23 protein-coding genes, 1 tRNA gene and 5 pseudogenes are annotated in these 24,942 nt (G+C 35.6%); 12 read left to right on the top strand and 17 right to left on the bottom strand.

Annotation, left to right across the window (positions count from 1 at the left end; translation table 11 throughout):
• Positions 1-28 precede the first annotated feature (28 nt).
• From AAGD99_RS04855 to AAGD99_RS04845, 3 genes and pseudogenes are all read right to left on the bottom strand, one after another.
• Positions 29-517 carry a phage tail protein gene (locus AAGD99_RS04855; RefSeq protein WP_341822744.1) on the bottom strand — a complete coding sequence of 163 codons (489 nt, stop codon included), beginning with the start codon at positions 515-517 and terminating at the stop codon, positions 29-31.
• On the bottom strand, positions 518-832 hold the full coding sequence (locus tag AAGD99_RS04850; RefSeq protein WP_341822743.1) for a hypothetical protein: 315 nt from the start codon (positions 830-832) through the stop codon (positions 518-520). It lies immediately after the preceding gene.
• Positions 829-1,380 (bottom strand): annotated as a pseudogene (locus AAGD99_RS04845) (transposase); the annotation flags it as partial. The gene AAGD99_RS04850 and the pseudogene AAGD99_RS04845, both read right to left, overlap by 4 nt.
• A 78-nt stretch (positions 1,381-1,458) precedes the next feature.
• On the opposite strand from AAGD99_RS04845, the gene AAGD99_RS04840 reads away from it, so the two are divergent.
• Positions 1,459-1,896, top strand: coding sequence for a helix-turn-helix domain-containing protein (locus tag AAGD99_RS04840; protein WP_341822742.1), 438 nt, complete (start codon positions 1,459-1,461; stop codon positions 1,894-1,896).
• On the opposite strand, the gene AAGD99_RS04835 is transcribed toward AAGD99_RS04840, so the two are convergent.
• Positions 1,883-2,897, bottom strand: a protein-coding gene (locus tag AAGD99_RS04835) for an IS630 family transposase (protein ID WP_341822251.1) whose coding sequence is annotated in 2 segments (ribosomal slippage) — positions 1,883-2,431 and positions 2,433-2,897 — 1,014 coding nt in all. Because the reading frame shifts where the segments join, the coding sequence is not laid out codon by codon here. The genes AAGD99_RS04840 and AAGD99_RS04835 overlap by 14 nt on opposite strands.
• Positions 2,898-2,972: 75 nt before the next feature.
• On the opposite strand from AAGD99_RS04835, the pseudogene AAGD99_RS04830 reads away from it, so the two are divergent.
• Positions 2,973-3,576, top strand: a pseudogene (locus AAGD99_RS04830) (IS630 family transposase); the annotation flags it as partial.
• Positions 3,577-3,589: 13 nt separating this feature from the next.
• Here AAGD99_RS04830 and AAGD99_RS04825 read toward each other — a convergent pair.
• The 8 genes and pseudogenes from AAGD99_RS04825 to AAGD99_RS09010 form a co-directional block, all read right to left on the bottom strand.
• Positions 3,590-4,372 (bottom strand): annotated as a pseudogene (locus tag AAGD99_RS04825) (IS110 family transposase); the annotation flags it as partial.
• A gap of 346 nt (positions 4,373-4,718) precedes the next feature.
• Complete coding sequence (locus AAGD99_RS04820) at positions 4,719-5,723, bottom strand: major capsid protein (protein WP_341822741.1); 1,005 nt, start codon at positions 5,721-5,723, stop codon at positions 4,719-4,721.
• Between the two features lie 34 nt (positions 5,724-5,757).
• Positions 5,758-6,126 carry a head decoration protein gene (locus AAGD99_RS04815; RefSeq protein ID WP_341822740.1) on the bottom strand — a complete coding sequence of 123 codons (369 nt, stop codon included), beginning with the start codon at positions 6,124-6,126 and terminating at the stop codon, positions 5,758-5,760.
• A gap of 34 nt (positions 6,127-6,160) precedes the next feature.
• Complete coding sequence (locus AAGD99_RS04810) at positions 6,161-7,204, bottom strand: S49 family peptidase (RefSeq protein ID WP_341823212.1); 1,044 nt, start codon at positions 7,202-7,204, stop codon at positions 6,161-6,163.
• Complete coding sequence (locus tag AAGD99_RS04805) at positions 7,204-8,610, bottom strand: phage portal protein (protein WP_341822739.1); 1,407 nt, start codon at positions 8,608-8,610, stop codon at positions 7,204-7,206. Before AAGD99_RS04805 ends, AAGD99_RS04810 begins: the two co-directional genes overlap by 1 nt.
• The gene (locus AAGD99_RS04800) at positions 8,611-8,835 is read right to left on the bottom strand and encodes a gpW family head-tail joining protein (RefSeq protein WP_341822738.1); all 225 of its coding nucleotides are present in this window, start codon (positions 8,833-8,835) and stop codon (positions 8,611-8,613) included.
• Positions 8,825-10,660 (bottom strand): phage terminase large subunit family protein, encoded by a 1,836-nt coding sequence (locus AAGD99_RS04795; RefSeq protein ID WP_341823211.1) that lies wholly within the window; start codon positions 10,658-10,660, stop codon positions 8,825-8,827. Before AAGD99_RS04795 ends, AAGD99_RS04800 begins: the two co-directional genes overlap by 11 nt.
• Positions 10,660-10,812, bottom strand: a pseudogene (locus AAGD99_RS09010) (ankyrin repeat domain-containing protein); the annotation flags it as partial. The pseudogene AAGD99_RS09010 and the gene AAGD99_RS04795, both read right to left, overlap by 1 nt.
• A 135-nt stretch (positions 10,813-10,947) precedes the next feature.
• Between AAGD99_RS09010 and AAGD99_RS04790 the strand changes: the two are divergent.
• The 7 genes and pseudogenes from AAGD99_RS04790 (at position 10,948) to AAGD99_RS04760 (ending at position 15,131) form a co-directional block, all read left to right on the top strand.
• The gene (locus AAGD99_RS04790) at positions 10,948-11,124 is read left to right on the top strand and encodes a hypothetical protein (protein WP_341822737.1); all 177 of its coding nucleotides are present in this window, start codon (positions 10,948-10,950) and stop codon (positions 11,122-11,124) included.
• 111 nt (positions 11,125-11,235) lie between these two features.
• On the top strand, positions 11,236-11,409 hold the full coding sequence (locus AAGD99_RS04785) for a recombinase family protein (RefSeq protein ID WP_341822736.1): 174 nt from the start codon (positions 11,236-11,238) through the stop codon (positions 11,407-11,409).
• A 63-nt stretch (positions 11,410-11,472) separates the two neighbouring features.
• Complete coding sequence (locus AAGD99_RS04780) at positions 11,473-11,859, top strand: helix-turn-helix domain-containing protein (RefSeq protein WP_341822735.1); 387 nt, start codon at positions 11,473-11,475, stop codon at positions 11,857-11,859.
• A 53-nt stretch (positions 11,860-11,912) separates the two neighbouring features.
• Positions 11,913-12,927 (top strand): IS630 family transposase gene (locus tag AAGD99_RS04775; protein ID WP_341822214.1). Its coding sequence is split into 2 segments (ribosomal slippage): positions 11,913-12,377 and positions 12,379-12,927, totalling 1,014 coding nucleotides; the frame shifts between segments, so codons are not numbered across the junction.
• Positions 12,928-12,935: 8 nt separating this feature from the next.
• Positions 12,936-13,590, top strand: a pseudogene (locus AAGD99_RS04770) (IS630 family transposase); the annotation flags it as partial.
• A 28-nt stretch (positions 13,591-13,618) separates the two neighbouring features.
• Positions 13,619-13,855 (top strand): recombinase family protein, encoded by a 237-nt coding sequence (locus AAGD99_RS04765; RefSeq protein ID WP_341822734.1) that lies wholly within the window; start codon positions 13,619-13,621, stop codon positions 13,853-13,855.
• A 28-nt stretch (positions 13,856-13,883) separates the two neighbouring features.
• A complete protein-coding gene (locus AAGD99_RS04760; RefSeq protein ID WP_253309635.1) occupies positions 13,884-15,131 on the top strand; it encodes an IscS subfamily cysteine desulfurase in 1,248 nt (415 codons plus the stop codon).
• A 709-nt stretch (positions 15,132-15,840) separates the two neighbouring features.
• On the opposite strand, the gene AAGD99_RS04755 is transcribed toward AAGD99_RS04760, so the two are convergent.
• Positions 15,841-16,818 carry an LD-carboxypeptidase gene (locus tag AAGD99_RS04755; protein WP_341822733.1) on the bottom strand — a complete coding sequence of 326 codons (978 nt, stop codon included), beginning with the start codon at positions 16,816-16,818 and terminating at the stop codon, positions 15,841-15,843.
• Positions 16,818-17,435: a lipoyl(octanoyl) transferase LipB gene (gene lipB / locus AAGD99_RS04750; protein WP_253309637.1), complete on the bottom strand. Its 618-nt coding sequence runs from the start codon at positions 17,433-17,435 to the stop codon at positions 16,818-16,820. The genes AAGD99_RS04755 and lipB overlap by 1 nt, the downstream gene beginning before the upstream one ends.
• A gap of 182 nt (positions 17,436-17,617) precedes the next feature.
• Here lipB and AAGD99_RS04745 point away from each other — a divergent pair, with 182 nt between their 5' ends.
• Positions 17,618-18,811, top strand: a complete 1,194-nt coding sequence (locus AAGD99_RS04745) for a phage portal protein (protein ID WP_264732042.1) — start codon at positions 17,618-17,620, stop codon at positions 18,809-18,811.
• Between the two features lie 302 nt (positions 18,812-19,113).
• Here AAGD99_RS04745 and AAGD99_RS04740 read toward each other — a convergent pair whose 3' ends face one another.
• The 3 genes from AAGD99_RS04740 to murJ all read right to left on the bottom strand — a co-directional run bounded on the left by AAGD99_RS04740 (position 19,114) and on the right by murJ (position 24,142).
• Positions 19,114-19,788: a hypothetical protein gene (locus tag AAGD99_RS04740; RefSeq protein ID WP_341822732.1), complete on the bottom strand. Its 675-nt coding sequence runs from the start codon at positions 19,786-19,788 to the stop codon at positions 19,114-19,116.
• A gap of 97 nt (positions 19,789-19,885) precedes the next feature.
• Positions 19,886-22,438 carry an AsmA-like C-terminal region-containing protein gene (locus AAGD99_RS04735; protein ID WP_341822731.1) on the bottom strand — a complete coding sequence of 851 codons (2,553 nt, stop codon included), beginning with the start codon at positions 22,436-22,438 and terminating at the stop codon, positions 19,886-19,888.
• 207 nt (positions 22,439-22,645) lie between these two features.
• A complete protein-coding gene (gene murJ / locus AAGD99_RS04730) occupies positions 22,646-24,142 on the bottom strand; it encodes a murein biosynthesis integral membrane protein MurJ (protein ID WP_341822730.1) in 1,497 nt (498 codons plus the stop codon).
• 150 nt (positions 24,143-24,292) lie between these two features.
• Here murJ and AAGD99_RS04725 point away from each other — a divergent pair.
• A tRNA-His gene (locus AAGD99_RS04725) sits at positions 24,293-24,368 on the top strand.
• A gap of 65 nt (positions 24,369-24,433) precedes the next feature.
• A complete protein-coding gene (locus AAGD99_RS04720; protein ID WP_341822729.1) occupies positions 24,434-24,853 on the top strand; it encodes a hypothetical protein in 420 nt (139 codons plus the stop codon).
• The last annotated feature ends 89 nt before the right edge of the window (positions 24,854-24,942 follow it).

Genomic DNA, 24,942 nt, shown 5'->3' with positions numbered 1-24,942 from the left:
CTTTCCAGAACTTTGTCATGCATATAATTTAACTCATGTAATGTATGAAATATTTTTCAAATACCTTTTCAACTTCATAATTAACAAGATTTTCTATTATCCTTGAAGCTTCTGGTTCCAGTGGCAATTTAACTTCTTGTATTGGTAATGCTGCTCTTCCTTCACGTTTAAAAGCTCCTTTATAACCTCTTGGCATGGTTGCAGTAAAAGCTCCAATAAATTCATGTTTTCCTACTTTTGTACCCCTTCTTGTTTGTTTCATTTTACTCATTGATGATACTCTGATATCATACAAGTTTGCTCTTATTAAAACCTCCAATCTGCTTGTTTTTGCTTTAAAAATTCTTAATCTCTTTCTTATCAAACTTAATTTTATCTTCTTTTCCTCACTAATTTCCTTAGCTGCTTTTGATTTTAGCCATATTGCTGTTTTGTTTAATGCACTCACCGTCGCTTTTTCCACTTTTTTCCTTTCAGCATCTATACTTTGTATAATACTACCGGTGTTAATACGCATTTATACTCCTGACGCTCGAATTTTCCATACCATTCCTGAATTATCTTGCAGCGGTGGAGAATATACTTTATATTTACGGTTACTTATAACAAAAATATCTCCTACAATTGGCTGCAGTACATCAAACGCACTTACTTCCAACACTAAAGTTTCTCCTACAAATTGTCCTTCACCAATCTCGTATAATTTATCTGGCTCTTGCTTTAATACTTGTACCATGTACGCCTTATTTTTCGACTCATACAAAGCTACTTCTCCTAAATGGGCAAAACAATCTTTTAATAATCGCTTAATATTTTCTCCTAAGAAACTCACTCAACTAACTCTTCTTGTTGAACTAATATGTAGCCAAATTCGCTCGCTTTTTTGATCAAATTTTTTACAGTTCTATCTTTATAGCGTGTTTCATAGTATTCCATTCCTTTTTCTACATATTCCTGTCCGTATTTGAGCATACTATAAAATATGCATGCCATTTTTCTTGCAGTAGCTGTTATTGCTTTTGGTGCTCCTAGTCGTTTTTTCAATCTTCTGTAGTATGCACCCAACGCACTTTTACTATTTCCTACAGAATGAGCAGCTATTCGCAAAGCATTCGCAGCACGGTTAATGACTTTACGTGTTCTTGTGTTAAACACTTTTTCCCCTGTAACTTTATTAGCAGGACTGAGTCCCAACCACGACGAAAAGTGCTTTTCTGTTGGCCATTTACTATGGTTTATACCAACTTCTGAAATTATGGTTTGTATACTTAATACATCAAATCCAGGAATTTTAGTGAAATCCATACCAGTTATTCGGTGCAGTTCCTCATACAAAGCAAAGCTTGGCTTACTTTTGCTATTTTTATTCTTTTGCTTACTTATACCAATTCCTAAAAATAAATAGACGAATAAAGAAAAATTTCTAAAATAGAATAATTTAAGAATTAGTGGGGAGTTATGGCAGGAAAAAGTAAAGCAATAGGAGAAGAATTATATAATAAGTGTAACCTGGAATTAAAGAAGCACGGCATAAGAGGAGAGATAGGAAGAAGATTACAGGCAATAATATCTGCAAAAGAATATGGAATAACAAAAGTTGCTCAAATATACCGAATTACTAGAACTACATTGATGAAGTGGATTACAAGATTTAAGGAAGGAGGAGTCAATGCGTTTAAAATACAACCAGGACGTGGAGTAAAGCCGAAGTTGAGCTACAAGCAGCAAGAAGAAATTAAAAATGTCATAGCAGAAGAAGGAGCCAACCTAACGGCTAAGAAATTAAAAATCATAATTGAGAAAATGTTTTCTATTGAGGTAAGTAAGTCTACAGCACATAGACTGATGCAAAAGTTAGGTTTTTCGTATATTATACCAAATCTCATAAATAAGTAGGCAAATAACTCACAGAACAAATGGTTTTGATCGAACTTTCCGTAATATTACGAATGAATGCACATACAGTATCCTCCAATAAACTAACAGAGTCATATATTCTATTTTTAATGAGATTGTCTTTCAAATATTGCCATAAACGCTCTACTGGATTTAACTCTGGTGAATATGGAGGTAAATAGATTAAGGTAATATTTTGTGGTATTTTTAAACCTTTGGATCTATGCCATCCTGCACAATCCACAACAAGAAATGCCTCCCTTGTTCCTAAATATTGTGACATCTGCTCAAGGAATATATTCATACAATCAGTATTGACGTTTGGTACGAATAAGCTAGAACTCTCTCCATTTCTAGGATTAACTGCACTATAGAGATAAAAGTTTTGCCTACCTAATTTTACCTTAACCTGTGTCCTAATGCCTTTTTTAAACCACCCGTGTCCAATCTTTGAATGTGTGCCAAACCGCGACTCATCGAAGAAAAATAGCTCTTTTTCGGGATACGTGACAATAGTTTCATTAAGATTTTTTTTTAAACTCTTCTTGTTTATTTTTATCCTGTTTATTGTGCACAGGCCTTGGAGTAATATACGAAAAACCTAACTTTTGCATCAGTCTATGTGCTGTAGACTTACTTACCTCAATAGAAAACATTTTCTCAATTATGATTTTTAATTTCTTAGCCGTTAGGTTGGCTCCTTCTTCTGCTATGACATTTTTAATTTCTTCTTGCTGCTTGTAGCTCAACTTCGGCTTTACTCCACGTCCTGGTTGTATTTTAAACGCATTGACTCCTCCTTCCTTAAATCTTGTAATCCACTTCATCAATGTAGTTCTAGTAATTCGGTATATTTGAACAACTTTTGTTATTCCATATTCTTTTGCAGATATTATTGCCTGTAATCTTCTTCCTATCTCTCCTCTTATGCCGTGCTTCTTTAATTCCAGGTTACACTTATTATATAATTCTTCTCCTATTGCTTTACTTTTTCCTGCCATAACTCCCCACTAATTCTTAAATTATTCTATTTTAGAAATTTTTCTTTATTCGTCTATTTATTTTTAGGAATTGGTATTACTCCAAGGCCTGTGCACAATAAACAGGATAAAAATAAACAAGAAGAGTTTAAAAAAAAATCTTAATGAAACTATTGTCACGTATCCCGAAAAAGAGCTATTTTTCTTCGATGAGTCGCGGTTTGGCACACATTCAAAGATTGGACACGGGTGGTTTAAAAAAGGCATTAGGACACAGGTTAAGGTAAAATTAGGTAGGCAAAACTTTTATCTCTATAGTGCAGTTAATCCTAGAAATGGAGAGAGTTCTAGCTTATTCGTACCAAACGTCAATACTGATTGTATGAATATATTCCTTGAGCAGATGTCACAATATTTAGGAACAAGGGAGGCATTTCTTGTTGTGGATTGTGCAGGATGGCATAGATCCAAAGGTTTAAAAATACCACAAAATATTACCTTAATCTATTTACCTCCATATTCACCAGAGTTAAATCCAGTAGAGCGTTTATGGCAATATTTGAAAGACAATCTCATTAAAAATAGAATATATGACTCTGTTAGTTTATTGGAGGATACTGTATGTGCATTCATTCGTAATATTACGGAAAGTTCGATCAAAACCATTTGTTCTGTGAGTTATTTGCCTACTTATTTATGAGATTTGGTATTAGCTGTTTGCTTTCACAAGACTTTGTTTCAAACGTTTTATAATAGGCTTCAATATTTCTATCACATTCTGCTATTTTTTCTTGATAAATATTATATAACTCAAATTCTTGCTTTAGCGTGAATAAGTGTTCCTCTCTATAGTCACCAGCTAACGCTTTTGCAATAGTAGACTGATCATTTTTCATTCGCACGTCCCTGAATTCTGCTAATTTTTCAGAATCTCTTTCGCCTTCAATTATAGCTTCAATGATTTTCATACCAGTTATCCCAGTAATATGACTAATAACCTTGTGTAATTGTATATTCATTTGAATTAATGCCTTCTGCATACGCAGAATATGTGTAGATGCACTTTCAGTGAGATTTTTGCGTTGCCGCACGTAACTGCGCAATACACACATCTGATTATCTGGCCTAAACGATCCATGAAGCAGTCCGTAGCTATGCAGTTGTTGGAGCCATTGGCAATCTTGAACGTCAGACTTCCTACCAGGTACATTCTTTACATGCCGTGCATTTACCAATCTTACCTCGAATTTGTATGACTCAAGTATTTGAAATAAAGGAATCCAGTATACTCCTGTTGATTCCATAGCTACTGTTGTAACTTTACACTTTTTCAACCACTGTGCTAAGTTATGAAGGTCTTCAGTAAAGCAGTCAAATTTCTGAACGCGTTGTTCATCTCTTCCTTCAGGTACACACACATAGTGTACAGCTGAACCAATGTCTATTCCTGCTGCATTAGGATTCACTATTTCTAATTTACTTTTTGCTTTTTTCATGGTAACTCCTACATATAATTTGTAATAGGGAAACGCTTCAGCTTGGAACGGTTGATAGTACAATCTCCTAACCGAGGTAGTCTAAATGACTCCATCAATGATTTGACCGTTCCTTCCAAAACCATGCTTGCATACGGGCACTTAGGCACCATTGAAAATGTCGGTCATAACTGCAGAGGCGCTCCCTGTACAACTATACTTGAAAACTACTAAAAACTTAAATTTGTGTGTTTCTTTCTGATTTGACAGATTTCGTCTGTTCGATGCTTGCATTCTTTCATAAGTATGCTATATGCTGGTAGAGTCTTCTTGTGCCTCACCAACTTGTAATTACTCTACCAGTATGTTACGCTATAGAGGCTTTTACTAATACTCCAGGTCTATGGCACATTGGCAAAGGGTTTGACTGCGTATGTAAATCGGTCCCTCTATCAAACCTCCTTGGTTCTTGCTTTGCATATAGTGGCTGTCCAAGAGTATTTACTGTCTCATTAAAATCTGCTGGTGCAAAATATGTTGTAAATGTGCTCGCTGTTCCTAGTGGAAAACAGTGACCTGTATCTCTTTCTATAAATCTTCTCACGGTTCCTTCAGGATCTGTTGCTTGCCCTCTATATTCCTCAAACGTTATTCCACAAAACGTAAATCCTGACCTCATATCATTTCGAAGTGCTGCTCCTTCTTGCCATCTTTCATATGCTTCTTTTACTTTACTATGCGAAGTGAGTGCATCAAAAAACTCAGGGCTTACCAAGGCATGAATCCCGGTCATATATTCACCACTTAAGTTATCCTCAATATGCCTCAATACTTCCAGACACTTACGTTTTACATCAGTTGTTGCTGTTCCAAGGGCAAAATTTACTACTTTTGGTGTTATTTCAAATTCGTTGTACAGATTTAATAATTCACTGCCATCTGCGTCTAGAATAATCCCTTTCAGCGCTCCCATCCGCAAATGTTCTAATGTTATCGCGTGTTTGTTTCTCATTAGCTGCAAATGGTCAGTTATTACATCTGCCAGCGCTTTAAGTTCACTTTCTGATCCAAATGCTCTTATTCCTTGTACTTCCTCTGGTAATACTACATCATCATGCGGAATATGTGGAATCGTAAACGTTCTTACTTTTCTTTTTCCTCTTTTTCCCACTGTTGCTGGTGCTCCGGGGACTTGCGTTGGTAGTAGACTTAAAACTCCACTATGTTCTTCTATGGTAATATGTCTAAATCTTACTGACCTACTTGGAAATAAATTTAAATTTTCAACTCGTCCATAATTTATCGGCAATATATTCATCGCATTTGTTAGTGCCGTCATGCTAAATGCTGTATTTGTAAATGGATTTTGCATCTTTCCCCCTTTAATGCTGTTTTTAAATAGCTAGTTAAACTCCCTTGCGGATGATGATCCCTCGTGCTTCAAGTTGCTTTATTGCTGCAGCTTTCTGTTCTTCAGTGATATTTGCTGGCCATACAACTGCATGATCTGCTAGAATTGCACCACGAGTAATAATTACTGCTTTCACATTTTCTGTCGCATTTACATCACTTACTATTGCACCTATTGCTGTTTGTGTACCATCTGTTGCAGTTGGGTTTACAATCTTAATTAGATCATCTTCATCACGACCAACAACTGTACCAAGTTTAAGATTTTGCCCCTTTGCCACTGTTATTTGGTCTCTTGAATATAGATTTGAAACTTCGTATTTCAGAAGATCACCAAGGTTATTTTGTTCTGTTATAGTACTCATTTTGCTTTTCTCCTTTTATTATACTGCAAATATTTTAAATGCCTAATTGCGCACGACTTTTTGCTACCTGCATCATCAACTCTTCTCCTGAATTCTGTGGTATTGTACTTATTATCTCTGTCTTCTTTGTTCTTTCTGCAAGTAATTCCATTAAAACTTCCCTGGCTTGCTCAACACTTACGCTTTGCTCAATAAATTCTCCTATCTTTTCTGGCATTCGTGATAAGTTACATAAACGTATTAATTCAAGAACTTCATTACGATACTTAGTTAAATTATCAGTTTTTAGGTCAGTTGTAGTTTGTTCATTCATAGTAATACTCCTGTTTTTATTAATAGATGAAAGAATTGTAATTCCATCTGCAAGACCTATTTCTACTGCTTTCTCCCCAAAATATAGCCCTGCCTCTGTTGATCGAATCTTTTCAATTGAAAGACCTCTGTTCCTTGCTATTAGCTGCACAAACATTTCATATAGTCGGTCTACTTCTTTTTTTAAGCTTCCCAGACTTTCAGATGTTATTGGCTCATGCGGATTTAAATCATTTTTTCTACTTCCTGCAAATACTGTGGTATATTTTATTCCCTGTTTTTCATCAAAACCACTTTGATCTATATGACTTGCGATTACCCCTATGCTTCCTACTCCTGAAGTGCGGGTGAGAAAAATCTTTTCAGCGCTAGAAGCTATAGCATATGCAGCAGAATACGCATCATCATTTGCTATCGCTATTATCCTCTTTTTTCCTCTTGCACTATAGATAAAATCAGCAAGGTCAAATATACCGTTTACCTCTCCTCCGGGACTATCTATGTCCAGTAAAATAGCCTCTATACTACTATCTTCCAATGCTTGCTTTACTTGTACTTCTATTTGCTCATATGATGTCATTCCGAGCATTTCATCAAACGCACCTGGTTTTTTCGTCAAGATTCCATGAATTGGTATAATTTCAGTTCTTTCTACGTTACTTTTGATGGAATGCTTTATATTTTTAAACGTAGGATGTTTTTGATTGTTCAATGACAATAGCTCAAAACTTCTTGGCTCAAGCATTAATGGTTTTCCTAAGAGCATCATAATCCTTTACAATCAGAGTCAAACATTAAGTTGAGACTATTTGCACGTTTTTGATCCTCTGCTATTTCTTGATCAATTTCTTCAACATCGTAACCCATTTCTGATACTACTTCCGATCGACTCTTAAATCCATTTCTTACTGCCATTTGCTGTGCTTGTTGATCTTTTAAAGGATCCACCCAATCAAATCCCTGTGGTATCCATTTTACTTCTTCTTTCGCTGCTTTTACTACTTTTTCATCTATACTCAATTCTCCAGAAAGTACTGCTAACTCTAGCCATCTATTCCAAATAGGTCTACAAAACTGGAACACTATCACGTTATGCTGTAACATTGCGCACCTTCTGCGAAACTCTATCAGCCCTGCTCGAATGGATGAATAATTAACACCTGTTAAATCTCCTGTTAGCTGTTCATATGTTATCCCTGTACCAATCGCTATTGCCCTCAGTTGCTGTCTCATGAATGCTTCATAACTTCCTCCAACATCAGACGGCTCTGAAAATTTTATGTCCTCTCCTGGGTCTAAAAGCTGCATAGTTCCAGGTTCTAGGCCAGATAATGCTACTCCTTGCTCATTTGCTTGCGCCTCACCTAAAATATTTGCCTCAGGATCAAGTCTCGTAATAAACCCTGCAAACATCGCTGCTGTCTTTTTTCTTACTAATTCTGCATCATCGTATTGATCAAGCTCATAAAGCTTCAGCAGTATATTAGAAAGCCAAGGCTCCCCTCTAACTTGCCCAGGTCTTAAAGGTCTATAAATATGTAAAACATCATTTGCTGGTACTCTCACTGATTCACCAAACGAGCCTTCACCAGGGTGTTCTTTAAATAGGTAATATGCTTCTCTTTGCCCAAGCTTGTTAAACTCAATCCCGTTTCTTATTACATTACCATTTGCTAAAGTTTGATTTGTTTTATTGTCTAAATGTTCAGACTCAAGTACTTGCAGTTGTAGTGGTACAGAAAATCTATCCTCTAGCTTTCTCGTTCTTAAACGTACAAAACATTCTCCTCCCTCTATCATACTTCTGCATACTAGAGCTTGTAATCCATAAAAATCACTTACTCCGCTACTGTCTGCTTCATCTGTCCATCTTAGCCATAATTCTTGCACCTTCTTTCGAAATTCCCCATCTCTTGCTTTTGATTGTGGTTTTATTCCTGTTCCAATAGAGTTACTTACTATTGTGTCAATGATATTTGCTGCATATGGATTTTTTCTTACCATATCATGAGAGCGGCTACGCAAGTGCTCAAGGCTTTGAGACAGCAAATTGTTTACACTTCCTAACTCTGGTTGAAAGTGAAAAAATCTTCTTCCTGAGCCTGCTGCATCCCATGCAGAGCTTTTTATCTTTGGTTTGTTAAATAATTGCTTGAAGGTTTTGAGCAGCATTTATAAAATTCCTTTACTCGTTGAAAAAACAATTTTCCTCTTTGGCCTCATGCCTGCAACTTTTAACCCCGCTTTTATTCGTTGCCTGAGATCCAATAAATCCTTTATTTGAACTTCCCCGTACCGCACAACATGGTCACCATATGCAATTGAGACAACTCTTTCTCCGCTTTGCAGTTTTTGAATTGCTTTCTCAACTTGAGTTAAATATTCTTCACTGTACATTTTGATTACCAAGCCATTTACTCTGTCTTAATTTTTTGGGCTTTTTGCTTTCCATTTTTCCACTCAAACTATTCCATTTACTCTCTGGCCAACGATCAATTCCAAGTGCAATAGATGCTGCTCTTGCGTAAATTCGGCAATCTAGTACTTCATTTCTTTCTCTTACCTTTTGCCACTCTTGTTTGGTATATCCTTTCACCACTTTGCTGACTAATTGCTCTGCCGTTAACTGCTTAAAATATTCAGGTGCATACTCAGGAAAATGACAATATCCTGCTGGCACTTTCTCTTCTTCTTTTAAAATATTAAGTAGCTGAAAAAGCTCTGACTTTAATATCGATACTCCTACTGGCCAGAGCTTTATTCCTCTCTTTAGCTTTTGACCACCAACTGTTATATCAACTCTACTTGGGCTACTCAGCGGCACTAGTGCTTTATTTGCACCTTTTACTGCCATTACTCTTCCCGATCCTTGATGACCTCTTACCCAATTGTATACTTCTTGTGTTGCATATCCAGCATCAACCGCCATCATGCTTATCATGTATTCAAGCCCATTTTCACCGATAAAATGATGATTGAGGAGCTCCGAAAGCTTTTTCCATACTTCTCCACCTCCTGTATCTCCTTCAAATACTCGATAATCTATTGACCAATTTTCTCTGCCTTTTCCCCATGCAACAACTTCTACTTCTAAACGATCTTTTTGGACATCAACACCTGCAGTAAGTACCACTTCTCCTTTTGGTACTGTGCCTATGGGAAAAAATTCTCTCCTGTTAAATAATTGCTTCCAGTCTGGTACTTCTCCTTTGTCTACCCAGGTTTCTCCAAGCGTTGTATTTATCCAAACTTTCAGTAATTGTTCACTTTCTTTGGCATGGAGAAAATCTTCTACTGCTTGTTGCCAACTATACCAACCAACTGGGCTATAAAGACTTGAAAGATGAAATCCTTTTTTCTCACCTTTTATTGGATTAGTAGGTCTCCATTCTCCATGTTCTAGCATCTCTGTTTTTTGATGATTTTCTATTTTGCCGCTACATTCAGTGCAGACATAATGTGCTGTTCTTGAGTCGTTATTTTCCCATTTTATTTGTGACCATTTTAGAACTTGATAGTAATTACAATACGGACATGGTACAAAAAAGTACTGCTTATCTGTTGCTTCAAATTCTTTCTCAATTCTGCTTATTCCATGAATCGTTGGTGTTGATACTAAAAAAATCTTTCGCCGTGCAAATGTATTAGTTCGAGCAATACTGAGCAGTACTGGATCTCCCTCTCCTCCTGAATCTCCTGGATAGGCGTCTATTTCATCAAGAAAGAGATATTTTACTGGCATAGATCGGAGGCCTACACTGCTGTTTGCTCCGGTTATTACTACTATTCCACCTGGAAATTCCTTACTTTGTACAGTATTCCCTGAATCTCTTGATCTTGGGTCTTTTACTTTACTTTTTAAACATGGTGTACTCTCTATTAACGGTGCAAATCTTCCCTTCGACCAACGTTTCCCCATTTCAACTGTTGGCTGTACTACTAGCATTGGTCCTGGTGTTTGATCGATGATATAGCCAATCCAATTGTTGCCAGCTTCTGTTCCCCCAATCTGCGCTCCTTTCATGAATACTACTTTTTCTGCTGGTGAGGACGGAGAAAGTGAATCCATGATTTCTTTTAAATAAGGAGTTCTTTCTGTTCTCCATTTACCTGGCTCTGATGCTGCAGTTGCTGCTAAAACTCGATACTCATTCGCCCACTCTGATACTTTAAGTTGCGGATCTGGTCTTAAACCTTCAGAAAAAGCTCTAGCGTATATCATTATCTGCATCTACTCACAATTGCAACATCATTAACAGTAGAACTACACTCCTCCAGTTCCATAAACATCTTTTTCTGAAATTCCTTTTCTATATATCTTTTGCTCATCTCACTTACCATTATTGCTATAACAAGCGCAAAGACTCCGCCAACAATATTGCAATAAACCTGAAACTTGAGAAGACTATTTCTCGAAAGCTTCTACAAAAAGAACGGAGAGTTGAATTTATTTATAGAGCTAATGATCAAATAACCATATGTCTCGATGAATAATATATGGTAGAGCTCATGGGCAACAAAAAATTAATAGTTCGGATTAGTTGTAGTTATGAAGTAAATCGATTAGCAGAGTTGTATCTATTAGATGCATATGAAAAATTAGTGTTAAGTAAACCAATAAAAGCGAGCAAAAAGGAAGAAAACTCTGAATATAATACCAAACTTCGTTATTGGGAAGACAAATAGAATATACGATAAATTCACTTAAACCTCCAGTTATAGGCGGAAAGCACTCTTTTTCATTTGTCTCATTATTATTGAGAATTGGTATAAGAAAGTAGATTTGAGGACGGTAAAATGGTAACAGTTAGTTTATATGCAAGAGTTTCTTCAGGTAGGCAAGCACAAGAAGATACAATAGCAAGCCAAATTGCTGCTATAGAGAATCAAATTAGTATGGATGGACATAAATTATTAAATGAATATAAATTTATTGATAATGGTTATAGTGGTTCTAATACCAATTCCTAAAAATAAATAGACGAATAAAGAAAAATTTCTAAAATAGAATAATTTAAGAATTAGTGGGGAGTTATGGCAGGAAAAAGTAAAGCAATAGGAGAAGAATTATATAATAAGTGTAACCTGGAATTAAAGAAGCACGGCATAAGAGGAGAGATAGGAAGAAGATTACAGGCAATAATATCTGCAAAAGAATATGGAATAACAAAAGTTGCTCAAATATACCGAATTACTAGAACTACATTGATGAAGTGGATTACAAGATTTAAGGAAGGAGGAGTCAATGCGTTTAAAATACAACCAGGACGTGGAGTAAAGCCGAAGTTGAGCTACAAGCAGCAAGAAGAAATTAAAAATGTCATAGCAGAAGAAGGAGCCAACCTAACGGCTAAGAAATTAAAAATCATAATTGAGAAAATGTTTTCTATTGAGGTAATACCAATTCCTAAAAATAAATAGACGAATAAAGAAAAATTTCTAAAATAGAATAATTTAAGAATTAGTGGGGAGTTATGGCAGGAAAAAGTAAAGCAATAGGAGAAGAATTATATAATAAGTGTAACCTGGAATTAAAGAAGCACGGCATAAGAGGAGAGATAGGAAGAAGATTACAGGCAATAATATCTGCAAAAGAATATGGAATAACAAAAGTTGCTCAAATATACCGAATTACTAGAACTACATTGATGAAGTGGATTACAAGATTTAAGGAAGGAGGAGTCAATGCGTTTAAAATACAACCAGGACGTGGAGTAAAGCCGAAGTTGAGCTACAAGCAGCAAGAAGAAATTAAAAATGTCATAGCAGAAGAAGGAGCCAACCTAACGGCTAAGAAATTAAAAATCATAATTGAGAAAATGTTTTCTATTGAGGTAAGTAAGTCTACAGCACATAGACTGATGCAAAAGTTAGGTTTTTCGTATATTACTCCAAGGCCTGTGCACAATAAACAGGATAAAAATAAACAAGAAGAGTTTAAAAAAAAATCTTAATGAAACTATTGTCACGTATCCCGAAAAAGAGCTATTTTTCTTCGATGAGTCGCGGTTTGGCACACATTCAAAGATTGGACACGGGTGGTTTAAAAAAGGCATTAGGACACAGGTTAAGGTAAAATTAGGTAGGCAAAACTTTTATCTCTATAGTGCAGTTAATCCTAGAAATGGAGAGAGTTCTAGCTTATTCGTACCAAACGTCAATACTGATTGTATGAATATATTCCTTGAGCAGATGTCACAATATTTAGGAACAAGGGAGGCATTTCTTGTTGTGGATTGTGCAGGATGGCATAGATCCAAAGGTTTAAAAATACCACAAAATATTACCTTAATCTATTTACCTCCATATTCACCAGAGTTAAATCCAGTAGAGCGTTTATGGCAATATTTGAAAGACAATCTCATTAAAAATAGAATATATGACTCTGTTAGTTTATTGGAGGATACTGTATGTGCATTCATTCGTAATATTACGGAAAGTTCGATCAAAACCATTTGTTCTGTGAGTTATTTGCCTACTTATTTATGAGATTTGGTATAAGTAAGTCTACAGCACATAGACTGATGCAAAAGTTAGGTTTTTCGTATATTACTCCAAGGCCTGTGCACAATAAACAGGATAAAAATAAACAAGAAGAGTTTAAAAAAAAATCTTAATGAAACTATTGTCACGTATCCCGAAAAAGAGCTATTTTTCTTCGATGAGTCGCGGTTTGGCACACATTCAAAGATTGGACACGGGTGGTTTAAAAAAGGCATTAGGACACAGGTTAAGGTAAAATTAGGTAGGCAAAACTTTTATCTCTATAGTGCAGTTAATCCTAGAAATGGAGAGAGTTCTAGCTTATTCGTACCAAACGTCAATACTGATTGTATGAATATATTCCTTGAGCAGATGTCACAATATTTAGGAACAAGGGAGGCATTTCTTGTTGTGGATTGTGCAGGATGGCATAGATCCAAAGGTTTAAAAATACCACAAAATATTACCTTAATCTATTTACCTCCATATTCACCAGAGTTAAATCCAGTAGAGCGTTTATGGCAATATTTGAAAGACAATCTCATTAAAAATAGAATATATGACTCTGTTAGTTTATTGGAGGATACTGTATGTGCATTCATTCGTAATATTACGGAAAGTTCGATCAAAACCATTTGTTCTGTGAGTTATTTGCCTACTTATTTATGAGATTTGGTATAACATAATCCGTCCTGGTTTGGAAAAATTACGTGATAAAATAGCAGAAGGTAACATTGATAAGGTTTATATTCATTCTCCTGATCGTTTATCTCGTAAGTATGCATATCAGATGATATTACTTGAAGAGTTTAAGAAATTAGGAGTGGAAGTCATTTTTTTAAATTATCAAATTAGCGATAATCCAGAATCTCAATTACTATTACAAATGCAAGATTATACCTTGAAAAAATTAAGTTTTAGTGCTATTAAATAGTTGTAAATTTTGTCCCTGTGGTAGCTTTATGAATGTTGAAAGTAAGAAAATACATGATACTAAAATAAAATTACCAATATTTCTTGATTATCAATCTACTACTAAAGTGGATCCCCGTGTTTTGGAGGTAATGATACCTTATTTTGGTGAGTTCAGTAATGCACACTCTCGCAGCCATTCATTTGGTTGGACTGCTGAAGAAGCAGTGGAAAAAGCAAGGAAACACATCGCTGATCTGGTGAACGCAGATAGCAAAGAAATTATCTTTACCTCAGGTGCAACTGAGTCAAATAATACAGCAATCAAGGGCATTGCTCACTTTTACAAAAATAAAGGAAATCATATAATAACTGTCTGCACGGAGCATAAGTGTGTTCTGGATTCTTGTCGGCATCTGGAAAATGAAGGCTTTAAAGTTACATATTTGCCTGTTAAGCAAAACGGAATTATAGATTTATCAAAGCTTGAGGAAGCAATTACTGATAAAACAATCCTGGTTTCAGTGATGATGGTAAATAATGAAATCGGAGTAATTCAGCCTGTAAAGGAGATTGGTAAAATATGCAGAAAGCATAATATATTTTTCCATACAGATGCAGCTCAAAGCTTTGGAAAAGTTCCAATTGATGTTAATGAGATGTGCATTGATCTTATGAGTCTCTCTAGCCACAAAATTTATGGACCTATGGGAATAGGCGCATTATATGTCCGTAGAAAGAATCCTCGTGTTAGGCTAATACCACTAATTAGTGGTGGTGGACAAGAAAGAGGTATGCGTTCTGGAACAGTTCCAACACCTCTTGCAGTTGGTTTTGGTGAAGCGGCACGTATCGCTAAAGAAGAAATGGAAACAGAAGCAAGCAAATTGGAAGGACTGAGAGATATTTTGTACAATAAGATAAAAGAAGCATTTCCTGATATCGTTTTAAATGGTGATTATGAAAATAGAATTCCTGGCAACCTAAACTTGAGCTTTCCCTATGTTGAGGGTGAGTCTCTCATCATGGCAATCAAGGATTTAGCAGTAAGTTCTGGTTCTGCGTGCACGTCTGCGTCTCTTGAGCCTTCCTATGTCATACGGTCGCTAAATAATGGCCACGACCTTGAGCATTCATCAATTAGATTTGGCCTAGGCCGATTTACAACTAAAGAAGAAGTTTTGTACGCAGCAGATCTTGTTGCTAAAAATATTGGCCGACTGAGAGAAATGAGCCCACTTTGGGAGATGGTACAAGAAGGAGTAGATTTGAACACCGTGAAATGGGACTTTCATTAAATATATCCATTCAGCCAGTCCAACTGCAAATGCACTTTGAAATTACTCTGTAACCATTCACACTTAATTCTGCAATTCTTTGATCTCACTCATAGCTGTACGAACATTCGTTTTTGAAGGTAAATTGCATAGCAAATGGTGTCATCCCAGTGCCCAGACACTGGGATCCAGAAATTTTGCTTATAACTGAGCTGATGAGCTAAAGGTAGTTGTCTTACGCTAAAACAAACGTTTTTAATTAAGTTGCATAGAAGCTGGATCCCAGTGTCTGGGCACTGGGATGACACCCATAAGTGTTGAAAGTGCAATCACACAAGGTGATTAATGGTATGTAAATCTCCTCTTGATATCAACCTTCGTTGTTGGGAAAGCAGATAAACCACGTCGAAAATTCGCTTAAACCTTCTAACCACAGGCAAAAAGGCGCTTTTTTAATTTATTTTATTACCATTGAAATTTATGCCGTTAACCACCTTATATAATGCCATTTATAGCACTTTCAACACTTATGGATGACACCCCACTGGTGGCCCAAACTACAACGTTCGTACAGTTGTTAGCGCCGCGGCAGTATGACGGTTAAGTACGTGTTAGCGGGATCTAGAGATACCGCGAATGAATCGCGGTATGACGGTTAAGTATCCCGCTACGTGTTAGCGGCTAAGAGATACCGTGGCGGCATGACGTAGAGCTCGCATTAGCTATAAGATTAGCTAACATTCTGCACATCCATAAAAAACAAACCTTCTTTTTCGTCTTGAACGCTAATAATAGCGTGAGTGTTAAGAGGTAAAGGGTCATTTGTATGTCCATGGCCTACCCCTTTCATTGTAAATACAGGAAAGTTAACACTTTTTGCAAGCCTTTCTTTTACAACTTCAACAAGATTATCATTATAACAGTTAACGAAATCCCCAAAGATTACTGCATGCACTCCATCAAAAATGTGAGCTTGTTTTAGGTGATCTAAACTGCGCTCTATTGCGTATGGGTAAACTCTTATGTCCTCTAAAAATAGAATTTTACCTTTCGCATTTATTTGCCAAGCGGTTCCTATACTATTTTCAACTAAAGTCATATTACCACCGATGATTTTAGACTCTAATCTGCCATCTTTTAGTCTAATGCCATTGTTTATCATCTTTAGGTTATCAAATCTGATAGAATCCCGCTTGTTAAGAATTAACTCTTTCAATTTTTCAACAGAGCTTTCAGAAACGGAGCTATTTACTATCATTTCCAACATGGTGCCGTGAAGAGTTTGCCAATCATATTTAGCTTGTAGATAGATGTGCAAGGCAGTTATATCGCTATAGCCTATGAGGATTTTTTTGTTTTGAGCAATCCTTTCTTTTTTATCATTGGGTAACTTTTCTAGATAGGGAATTAACCGAGAAGCCCCTTCTCCTCCTCTGATACACCAAATTATTTTACTATCATTAGTTAGTGCACTAACCAAATCATTTGCTCTGAATTCATCAGAGTTGGAATAAAATGGATTGTCATTACTATATATTTTTTCCGAAATATGGGGATTAAAATCCGAAGCTTCTACATATTCTTTTATAGTAGTCAGATCTGATTCTTTTCCCTTGGAAGAAGGAGCAATAATATCAACTCGGTCGATTGCATGAATACCTGTGTTAGCACATAAAGTGAAAATAAAATATAAAAGGTAAATGATCATTAAAATATCTTATAAAACTCTTTTTTTAGTATATCATCCAATTCAGAGAGTGGAACTTTCACTCCTAGTTCTTCCATTGATGTGACGCCATAACCTTGCAGTCCACAAGGAATAATACCCTTATAGTGAGAGAGATCTGGAAAGACGTTAAGCGCTATGCCATGATAAGTTACCCATTTTCTTAAGCGAATACCAAAAGCTGCAATTTTTTTTTCTACTCCATTGTTATTCACCCAAACACCTATTCTATCCTCTTTAAATTCTCCAAGTATATTAAATTGCTTTAAAACATTTATTATCCACTTACTTAGGTCTCTAATATATAGCTTTATGTCACATTTATTTCTTTTTTTAAGGTTTAACATTAAATATATGATGCGCTGTCCTGGACCATGATATGTGTGTTTACCACCCCTTCCTGTTTTATATATAGGAAATAGTTTTTCAACAATATCATCATCTGTTGCACTGATTCCTGCAGTATAAAGTGGAGGGTGCTGGAGTAGCCATACCAATTCGTCTGCTGAATTATTGTAAATTTGTTGAATTTTTTCTTCCATAGATTTTACGGCACAGTTATAATCAATAAGCTGATTAGATATTAGCCATTCTGTCATGTTCAATTTCTTTTCTTTTTAGTATAGCAGTGCATTCTTTTCCTGTCATCCAAGTGCTTTCCTTCCGTCATCCCAGTGCCCCCTATGATGTCATCCCAGTGCGTGACACTGGGATCTATGTCTTAGTTTAACTACAGAATCTAAAACACTTTTAACTTTTAAACATCTTTCATGAGGCACATATGAATTTCAACATCTTTCAAAGAAAAAAAAGCGCAGTATTTACTAAATATTCTGCTTTGCAACTAATGATGGAGCCAAGTTGGAGTAAGCGTGATTATGTAAGTTTTGCTGAGGAAGGTTACATAAAAAATGTTATTGCCTTTCGAGCAATTAATATGATTGCAAGTGCTGCATCTTCGGTACCTTTTACTCTCTGCCAGCTTACTGAACAGGGAAAATCGCAACTAAAAGCCCATCCATTACTGAAATTACTTTATTCTCCTAATCCAATGACATCAAAATCGGAATTTATTGAGGGGATTGTAACTTATCGGTTAGTTAACGGCAATTCTTATATATTGATGGTTGAGTCGCAGAACAATAGAAAACCACCAACAGAGCTTTATCTTCTGCGCCCTGATAGGGTTGAAATTGTTCCAGGGAGAAATAACGTTCCTTATATCTATCGTTATACCATAAATAACAACGGTTATGACTTTAAAGTTGATAAACTAACCGGACGTTCAGCAGTGTTGCACCTAAAGACCTTTAACCCTTTGAATGATTGGTATGGATTATCACCAATTGAGGCAGCTGCATACAGTATAGATCAGCATAATCAGGCGGGTGCTTGGAATCAAGCGATGTTGCAAAATGGGGCAAGACCAAGTGGTGCAATAGTTGTGAAATCAGCGAAGGACGGGAGTGGTGGAAGTTTAAGTCAAGAGCAGTACCAACGCTTAAAAGAGCAAATAAATGATCATTATTCAGGTTCTGTCAATGCTGGAAGACCGATATTGCTTGAAGGAGGCTTGGAGTGGAAAGAAATGAGCTTATCACCAAGGGATATGGATTTTATTGAGTCCAAACACAGTTCAGCTCGTGATATTGCCCTGGCTTTTGGCGTCCCGCCGCAGTTGCTTGGCATACCAGGTGATAACACTTATAGCAATTTAGTCGAAGCACGCTTATCCCTCTGGGAACAGACGGTTTTACCAACGCTAGAAAATATTATCTGTCACCTGAATTCTTGGCTAACACCAAAATTTGGCGAGGATCTGTGCTTGTCGTACGACAAAGATGCAATAGAAATTCTCATGGAAAAGAGGCAAAAGTTGTGGAAATACGTAGAAAACGCAAGCTTTATGACACTCAATGAAAAAAGGGAAGCATTTGGCTTGCCACCACTGCCAGGTGGTGATGAGTTAGGTTAAGTTTGATCCGTTCAGTTGTACGGCTAAAAGACAACTTAAAAGAGTTTAAGTTTTTGCTTTGTACTTTGTAAAATATTAAAAAAATCAGCCAAATTACACCATATTTAGTCTATTTTATCCTATAGTTTTGGGTTTACCGAGGGTTCGTCATTCTGCTACATGTTAGCGCCGCGGCGGTGTGACGTAGGGTTGCACTAGCTATAGCAACTTTGTCTGCGCAACCATTTTCTACCGCACCATTGAACAGATATGCTTGAAGATATCCGTTCAGATGAGTTTATTGTCTCCTAAACCGTACACGCCTAACAAGCTACCGCTAGAGCTTGTGAAAAATTCTCTATTTTTATTCCCTTTAATTTACTGGATAAGTTGTCTACAAACAAATCTGATTTAGTGCAGATCTGCTCTATTTTTTCAGGAGATAAAGAGGAATCTAATTGATTCGCTATACCAGACACTCCATTTAAAACTACTCCAGCACCATATGGTACATATGACACAGTATATATAGCACCTGACGTAAAATCTAGTAAGTTCTGAGAAGAAGTGGTAATTTTATACCCTACTGTGTTTTTATCTTCTCCTTTGCATTTTTTAAGCACTTTTGATGCACCATGAGGAATATAAGATATACCAGCTATACCATATGAAGCCCCATTTAAGGCGTACGATACAACTACCGTTGTTGCTGATAGCGCTTTAGCTCCATATTTTGCAGTATAAAGCAATGGCTTAAGGGCATAAGAAATAGTTTTACCTTGTGATTCAGATTCAAGCAACGAATTTAGTTCTTCTTGTGTTGCTGCACATTCAAAAAATTCTTTCTCATCAATTTCTGCAAGATCAATCTCTTCAAAACCCTCATCAATATCTACAGGAGTCACTGTTTCTTTTATAGGGCTAACTTCTACATCACTTCCAATAACACTTGAATTATTAGAATTTTTGCCAAAAAGATTCGAAAACATACTAAACATTTTTTTTTACCTACAACTTAACGCTCATATCAATATATTAACCTAATATTAACCAGGTGTCAAGCACATATGACTCTTATAAACAGATATTAGTAAATTAACTATTCCTCTTGCCAACCAGAGCGATGAAGATTTGGTCTACATCAAAACTCATCTTAGGACGCCAAATAGGGCCATCCAAATGCATATCGATATAGATTGGATTACTATAGTTTGGTGGTATGAAAAAGAACCTGAATATAGAAGCTAAAGCGAAGTTAGATAAGGTTAAATTAGAAGAGATCGACCCTGATGCTTGATCAATCCCGAATTGTAAACTAGTTGAACATATACCACTCTTAATACTTGCTTTTCCGCTAATATTTTCAAAAAATGTACTGCCATTATATATATCAACATAAGCAAATGTGGAAATTTCAGACTTATTCTTACTGCTTAACAAATTAGCGATAAATGAATTGAAATCTACATTAGTAACTTCTATTCCCTGCGCTTGTAAGTTTACATCTCCTGATAAGCTATTAGCCCAATCATGAAAACTTTTTCCTTGAGTTTTGATTGCACCACTTAAGCTTATCTGACCATTTACATTGTCAATTCCTATAACCTTACCAATCTTTTTAGTGTCCAAATTTACAATAGAAAATCTTGTATTCATTGAGTCTGATCTTAAATAACCCTGAAAAAACACTTGCCCGTGTTCTAATACGTAACTTGCCTGCCTGATAGTGATAACGTTGTTTCTCATTACCGCATCCAAATTAAAATCTTTCAAAACATTCTGCTCGGTTTTAAATTCTGCAGTATTGATTTGCACATTTGCATCAAAGCCTTCTTTGTCATCCAAAAAATCAAGCTGCTTTGTTGACCATTGAATTTGATCTATCTCATTTCTTGAATTTCTTTTTACCTCTACTAAATTTGGTAATTTAAAGATATTTCCATTAAATTTATTGCCCGTAAGGTTCACATCTAATAAAGGTTTGGCGTATTTTTGATCTACTAATATTTTTGCATTACCGGTAATATCGAAATCTTCTCCAGATAGTTTTATTTTATCTGCAACTAGCTTACCTTTTTCCATTTTCAGCAAAAAATCCAAATTTTTAATTTTCGTATCATTCAATGTAAGGTTATTAACACTGGCCTTTATATTTGCATCATACTGAAAATTTTTCAGCCGTTGCATTTTAGATAAACTGCTAAATAATGAATGATCATATTTATCTGCATCAAGATTATGCATGCTAAATTTACCATCAATCACACTGCGTTTTTTTGTGTGGCTTACTCTAATTGACCCTTGCAAGGATTCCTTATTATTTAGCAGTCTAATGTCTGAGATAGATAATATTCTTGGTGCAAGGTGCAGTTTAGAACTTAGTGTAAATTGATTTTTCTGGTTTTCTTTCATCTTTATAGAAGGGAAAAAACATGAAATGAACGACTCAAAATCATTTCCTTCTACTAACAAATCACCGTTGAATTCAGATAGGGCATTATTGTTTGAGATCTCTCCTGATAAATAAGATATATTATTGATTCCAGGAAATTTGAGAAGCGTATTAACTTTTACTTTGCCATCAGTGGATTTTAGTACAGCACGGAAATTGTCCAATATTTTGTTTTGATATTGAATGTTAGAAGCTTCCATATTAAAATTTAAGCTCAAGTTCTTTGGCACAACTGCTCTAAAGCATTCCAGAAGGTCTTTCATATTCGTTGTTCTTTGTGAATCATTTTGTATGGAATCTAAGTCAACTTTGCTGAAGCTAATATTGAGATTAGTGTGATCGCCTTTTCTATCATTTTGTATTGTACCACTGGCTTGCATGCTTTTGGAATCAATTTTCAAGTCAGTTACCGTAAACTCATTTTCATCGAGGTTGATATTAGATGATATCTCAATATTTTCACTAGGAATAACACAAGAGAGAAAGCTAAGATTAATGATTTTTGCTAAATCACTCACAGAACCAGAACTATTATTAATCGTTAGTGTTAAATTACCCTGGAGTTCTTCTTGATTTCTATTACCTGTAAATAGCAAATTTACAAAATTTGATTCAACACTAATGTATGCATTCTTTTTTGTGATATTAACCTTTCCTGAAAAATCGTAATTATTATCACCTACCTTTACTTTACCAGAGAATTGCCTATTTTTTTTTACAGCAACTTCCTTTATATTAACAATGCTGCTATAATTAGCGAAATCATTCTTAAAACTTACTTGGCTGTCTTTTATTACTATATCGACTGTGTTACCACTGGCTTTTGTATTTATAATATTAATTAAATTTTCTTTATTGCTTTTCATGCCAAACAATGTGATTGACTTTGGTTGCAACGAGAATAAAAGCAACGATAGGAACGATGGCCTTATTTCAATTTTTCTTACACTAATTAAATCTGATAGCTTTTGCTCTTTATTTTCGTTGTATTGTATATATACATTATGAATAGTGAGCTTTGGAGTAATGAGTGAAACTTTAATTTTTCCTCCAATATGGACTTTAGCATCATACTTCTCCTCTAACTCTTTTATGATATATTCCCTGTAGTCACTCCAATCCTTAAAAACTGCGGCAACATGAAGAAGGACTAATACTAAAGAAATTGATAATATGGCGTATAAAGAAAGTTTCATAGTAGACCTCTCATTCCGGCATCTCTTCGTCTTGTCATCCCAGTGCTTGACACTGGGATCCATCTTATTTTCATCATGAGCATTATTTCAGCGTATGCTCCTAGAATCTGTTGTCTATTGCATAATTTGCAAATATTTTTATATCTGGATCCCAGTGTCAAGCACTGGGATGACACCGTTTGCTGTTCCTTTAGCAAAAGATCTAGTTTATACATATTTCAAATTATTCAAATTTCCTCTAAACATTAAATAGAGAATACCAAAATAAACAATAACACTCAAAGCTATTAAAGTCGTTAAATAAACAATACGAGCCAATATTTTATCAAAAAATAATCCTGCCAACAAAGAATTAAAAATATAAAGGGCTATTGACATGACTACCGTTGCTACAAAAATTTTCATGATATTTAACAATAACGCTTGGCTAACCTTATACATTTTATTTATTGTTAAATAACTAATTAATAGAATGGAGTTTATCCAAGTGGAAACGGAAGTAGCGATAGCAATCCCCGTGTGCTGATACTCGTTCATTAACAAAAGGTTTAGCACTACATTAATTCCAAGGCACATTAGTGAGAACATAGTTGGTATTTTTAGATTGCCTTTAGCAAAAAACGTGGGTAGCAATACTTTATTTATAATAAATGCAGGTAAAGAAAGAGAAAATGCTATTAACGTGGGAGCAGTTTGCTGCACTGCATAATGATCAAACCGGCCGTAAGAAAAAAGCGTAAGTAAAATTATGTCGGGAATAATAATAAAGGCAGCAGTTGTTGGCATAATTAACATTAATCCTATGTTGAGAGCCTTGTTCTGTATTTTGACTATATTTTCAGTATTATTTACCTGTTTTGAAATTAAAGGAAGAAGCACTGTACCGATTGCAGTACCGATTATTCCCTGCGGTAGTTGATTTAGTCTATCGGCATAATATATATAGGACACCGCATTTGGTATAAAACTCGCCATGATTGTGTCAATCCATACACTTATTTGAGTTACACAATTGTTGATAATTGCAGGTATCACACGCTTAAAAAACAACCTTACTTCATTGCTTAATTCAAGGCTAAAAGAAAAAGCTGCCTTTAACTTGTATGCACTAAATAGTATCAAAAGTAGCTGGAAAATTCCTCCTATAAGGACAGCTATAGAAAGGTTGTGCGCTGGAGTTTTTATGTAAGGCACAAACAAACTGATGATTAAACAGAGATTCAAAACGATTGGTGCAATAGCTGTTGAAGCAAAATGCTGCTTTACTTGCAGCATTCCACCAATAAGTGATGCAATTGAAACAAAGATTATGTAGGGCATCATAATTCTTGATAAAGTAACAGTAAGGGTAAACTTACTTTGGTCAAATCCAGGAGCAAAAATTTGAATCATATAAGGGGAGAAAGTTTGCATGATAAGGCAAAAAATTACTAAGATAATAAACGTAATGGATATTACACTACTTGCAAAATTAAATGCCTTTTTATCATCGTGTGATTCTATTGAATATAACGGTATAAAGGACGTGGTAAATGCTCCCTCTGCAAAAAATGCGCGAAATAGATTGGCAAAACGAAACGAAGAAAAAAATATGTCTGCAAGAGAGTTTGCACCAATAACCGTAGCAATCAATACATCTCTTATTAACCCTGAGATCCTTGAAATAGCCGTAAAAAAACTAAATGTGAAAATACTTTTAAACATACCACTACTTCATTAGTATCAATACAATTAACTATAATAGTAAAAGTATCAATGAAAATATTTATTGGCTAAACTTAAAACCCTCTGCAAAAGGAGAGTTAAATAATCAATTGACTATTTGCGCTCGTATGTTAGATATTTTATATCTTGGCGGGCGTAGCTCAGTTGGTAGAGCGTCAGTTTGTGGTACTGAATGTCGCCAGTTCGATCCTGGTCGCTCGCCCCACTAAAATTTTCTGCTTGACGGAGATGTGAACAAATGGTAATATATCAATTAATTAGGGAGGTTGTATGGAGAAAGAAAATTTAATACTTTTAGGTGTAGCATCAGTAATAGGTGCACTTACAGGTTTGGGATTGAGTTTCACAGCTTTGTCACCTTTGGTTATAGGTGGAATTGTTGCTGCCGTTCCTGTAATATTATTGGCTGCATGTGTTATATGCAAAGGAAAATGCTCCAAGAAAGATCTTTTCTTGATGGCCGTTTCATGCGTTGCAAGCGCTGCAATTGGAGTTGGCCTTGCTGCAGCCGCAACTGCTATTTTTCCTGGTGCAATGCTTGGAATGGGCTCTGCAGCTTTAACAGGTGCGGCAATAGGAGTAATAGCGCCGATTGCAGAGTTGTTTGTAGCTGATAAAGTGGAAGATTATATTATATCACCTATAATTGAGCACTTTTCTTCAAAAAGGAAGGGGTACGAATCAACTTAAACCAATTAAGTAAGGTTTCTGCTTTCTGTTATTCTAGTGTGCAGCATATAGCTGTACGAACATTTGTTTGCAAAGCCAGTGTGTTAAGT

Source organism: Wolbachia endosymbiont (group A) of Clivina fossor, from assembly GCF_964026865.1.
Classification (GTDB): domain Bacteria; phylum Pseudomonadota; class Alphaproteobacteria; order Rickettsiales; family Anaplasmataceae; genus Wolbachia.
Note: the sequence above shows the minus strand (reverse complement) of the source record. Positions and strands in the feature narration are given on the sequence as shown.

What these genes read in the sequence shown, in the direction of transcription:
- AAGD99_RS04735 (WP_341822731.1), bottom strand. Translation starts at nt 22,438, where the DNA reads ATGAAACTTTCTTTATACGCCATATTATCAATTTCTTTAGTATTAGTC.
- murJ (WP_341822730.1), bottom strand. Translation starts at nt 24,142, where the DNA reads ATGTTTAAAAGTATTTTCACATTTAGTTTTTTTACGGCTATTTCAAGG.
- AAGD99_RS04815 (WP_341822740.1), bottom strand. Translation starts at nt 6,126, where the DNA reads ATGAGTACTATAACAGAACAAAATAACCTTGGTGATCTTCTGAAATAC.
- AAGD99_RS04755 (WP_341822733.1), bottom strand. Translation starts at nt 16,818, where the DNA reads ATGATCATTTACCTTTTATATTTTATTTTCACTTTATGTGCTAACACA.
- AAGD99_RS04805 (WP_341822739.1), bottom strand. Translation starts at nt 8,610, where the DNA reads ATGCTGCTCAAAACCTTCAAGCAATTATTTAACAAACCAAAGATAAAA.
- AAGD99_RS04745 (WP_264732042.1), top strand. Translation starts at nt 17,618, where the DNA reads ATGAATTTCAACATCTTTCAAAGAAAAAAAAGCGCAGTATTTACTAAA.
- AAGD99_RS04785 (WP_341822736.1), top strand. Translation starts at nt 11,236, where the DNA reads ATGGTAACAGTTAGTTTATATGCAAGAGTTTCTTCAGGTAGGCAAGCA.
- AAGD99_RS04795 (WP_341823211.1), bottom strand. Translation starts at nt 10,660, where the DNA reads ATGATATACGCTAGAGCTTTTTCTGAAGGTTTAAGACCAGATCCGCAA.
- AAGD99_RS04810 (WP_341823212.1), bottom strand. Translation starts at nt 7,204, where the DNA reads ATGCTCTTAGGAAAACCATTAATGCTTGAGCCAAGAAGTTTTGAGCTA.
- lipB (WP_253309637.1), bottom strand. Translation starts at nt 17,435, where the DNA reads ATGACAGAATGGCTAATATCTAATCAGCTTATTGATTATAACTGTGCC.
- AAGD99_RS04855 (WP_341822744.1), bottom strand. Translation starts at nt 517, where the DNA reads ATGCGTATTAACACCGGTAGTATTATACAAAGTATAGATGCTGAAAGG.
- AAGD99_RS04740 (WP_341822732.1), bottom strand. Translation starts at nt 19,788, where the DNA reads ATGTTTAGTATGTTTTCGAATCTTTTTGGCAAAAATTCTAATAATTCA.
- AAGD99_RS04720 (WP_341822729.1), top strand. Translation starts at nt 24,434, where the DNA reads ATGGAGAAAGAAAATTTAATACTTTTAGGTGTAGCATCAGTAATAGGT.
- AAGD99_RS04800 (WP_341822738.1), bottom strand. Translation starts at nt 8,835, where the DNA reads ATGTACAGTGAAGAATATTTAACTCAAGTTGAGAAAGCAATTCAAAAA.
- AAGD99_RS04780 (WP_341822735.1), top strand. Translation starts at nt 11,473, where the DNA reads ATGGCAGGAAAAAGTAAAGCAATAGGAGAAGAATTATATAATAAGTGT.
- AAGD99_RS04840 (WP_341822742.1), top strand. Translation starts at nt 1,459, where the DNA reads ATGGCAGGAAAAAGTAAAGCAATAGGAGAAGAATTATATAATAAGTGT.
- AAGD99_RS04790 (WP_341822737.1), top strand. Translation starts at nt 10,948, where the DNA reads ATGGGCAACAAAAAATTAATAGTTCGGATTAGTTGTAGTTATGAAGTA.
- AAGD99_RS04760 (WP_253309635.1), top strand. Translation starts at nt 13,884, where the DNA reads ATGAATGTTGAAAGTAAGAAAATACATGATACTAAAATAAAATTACCA.
- AAGD99_RS04820 (WP_341822741.1), bottom strand. Translation starts at nt 5,723, where the DNA reads ATGCAAAATCCATTTACAAATACAGCATTTAGCATGACGGCACTAACA.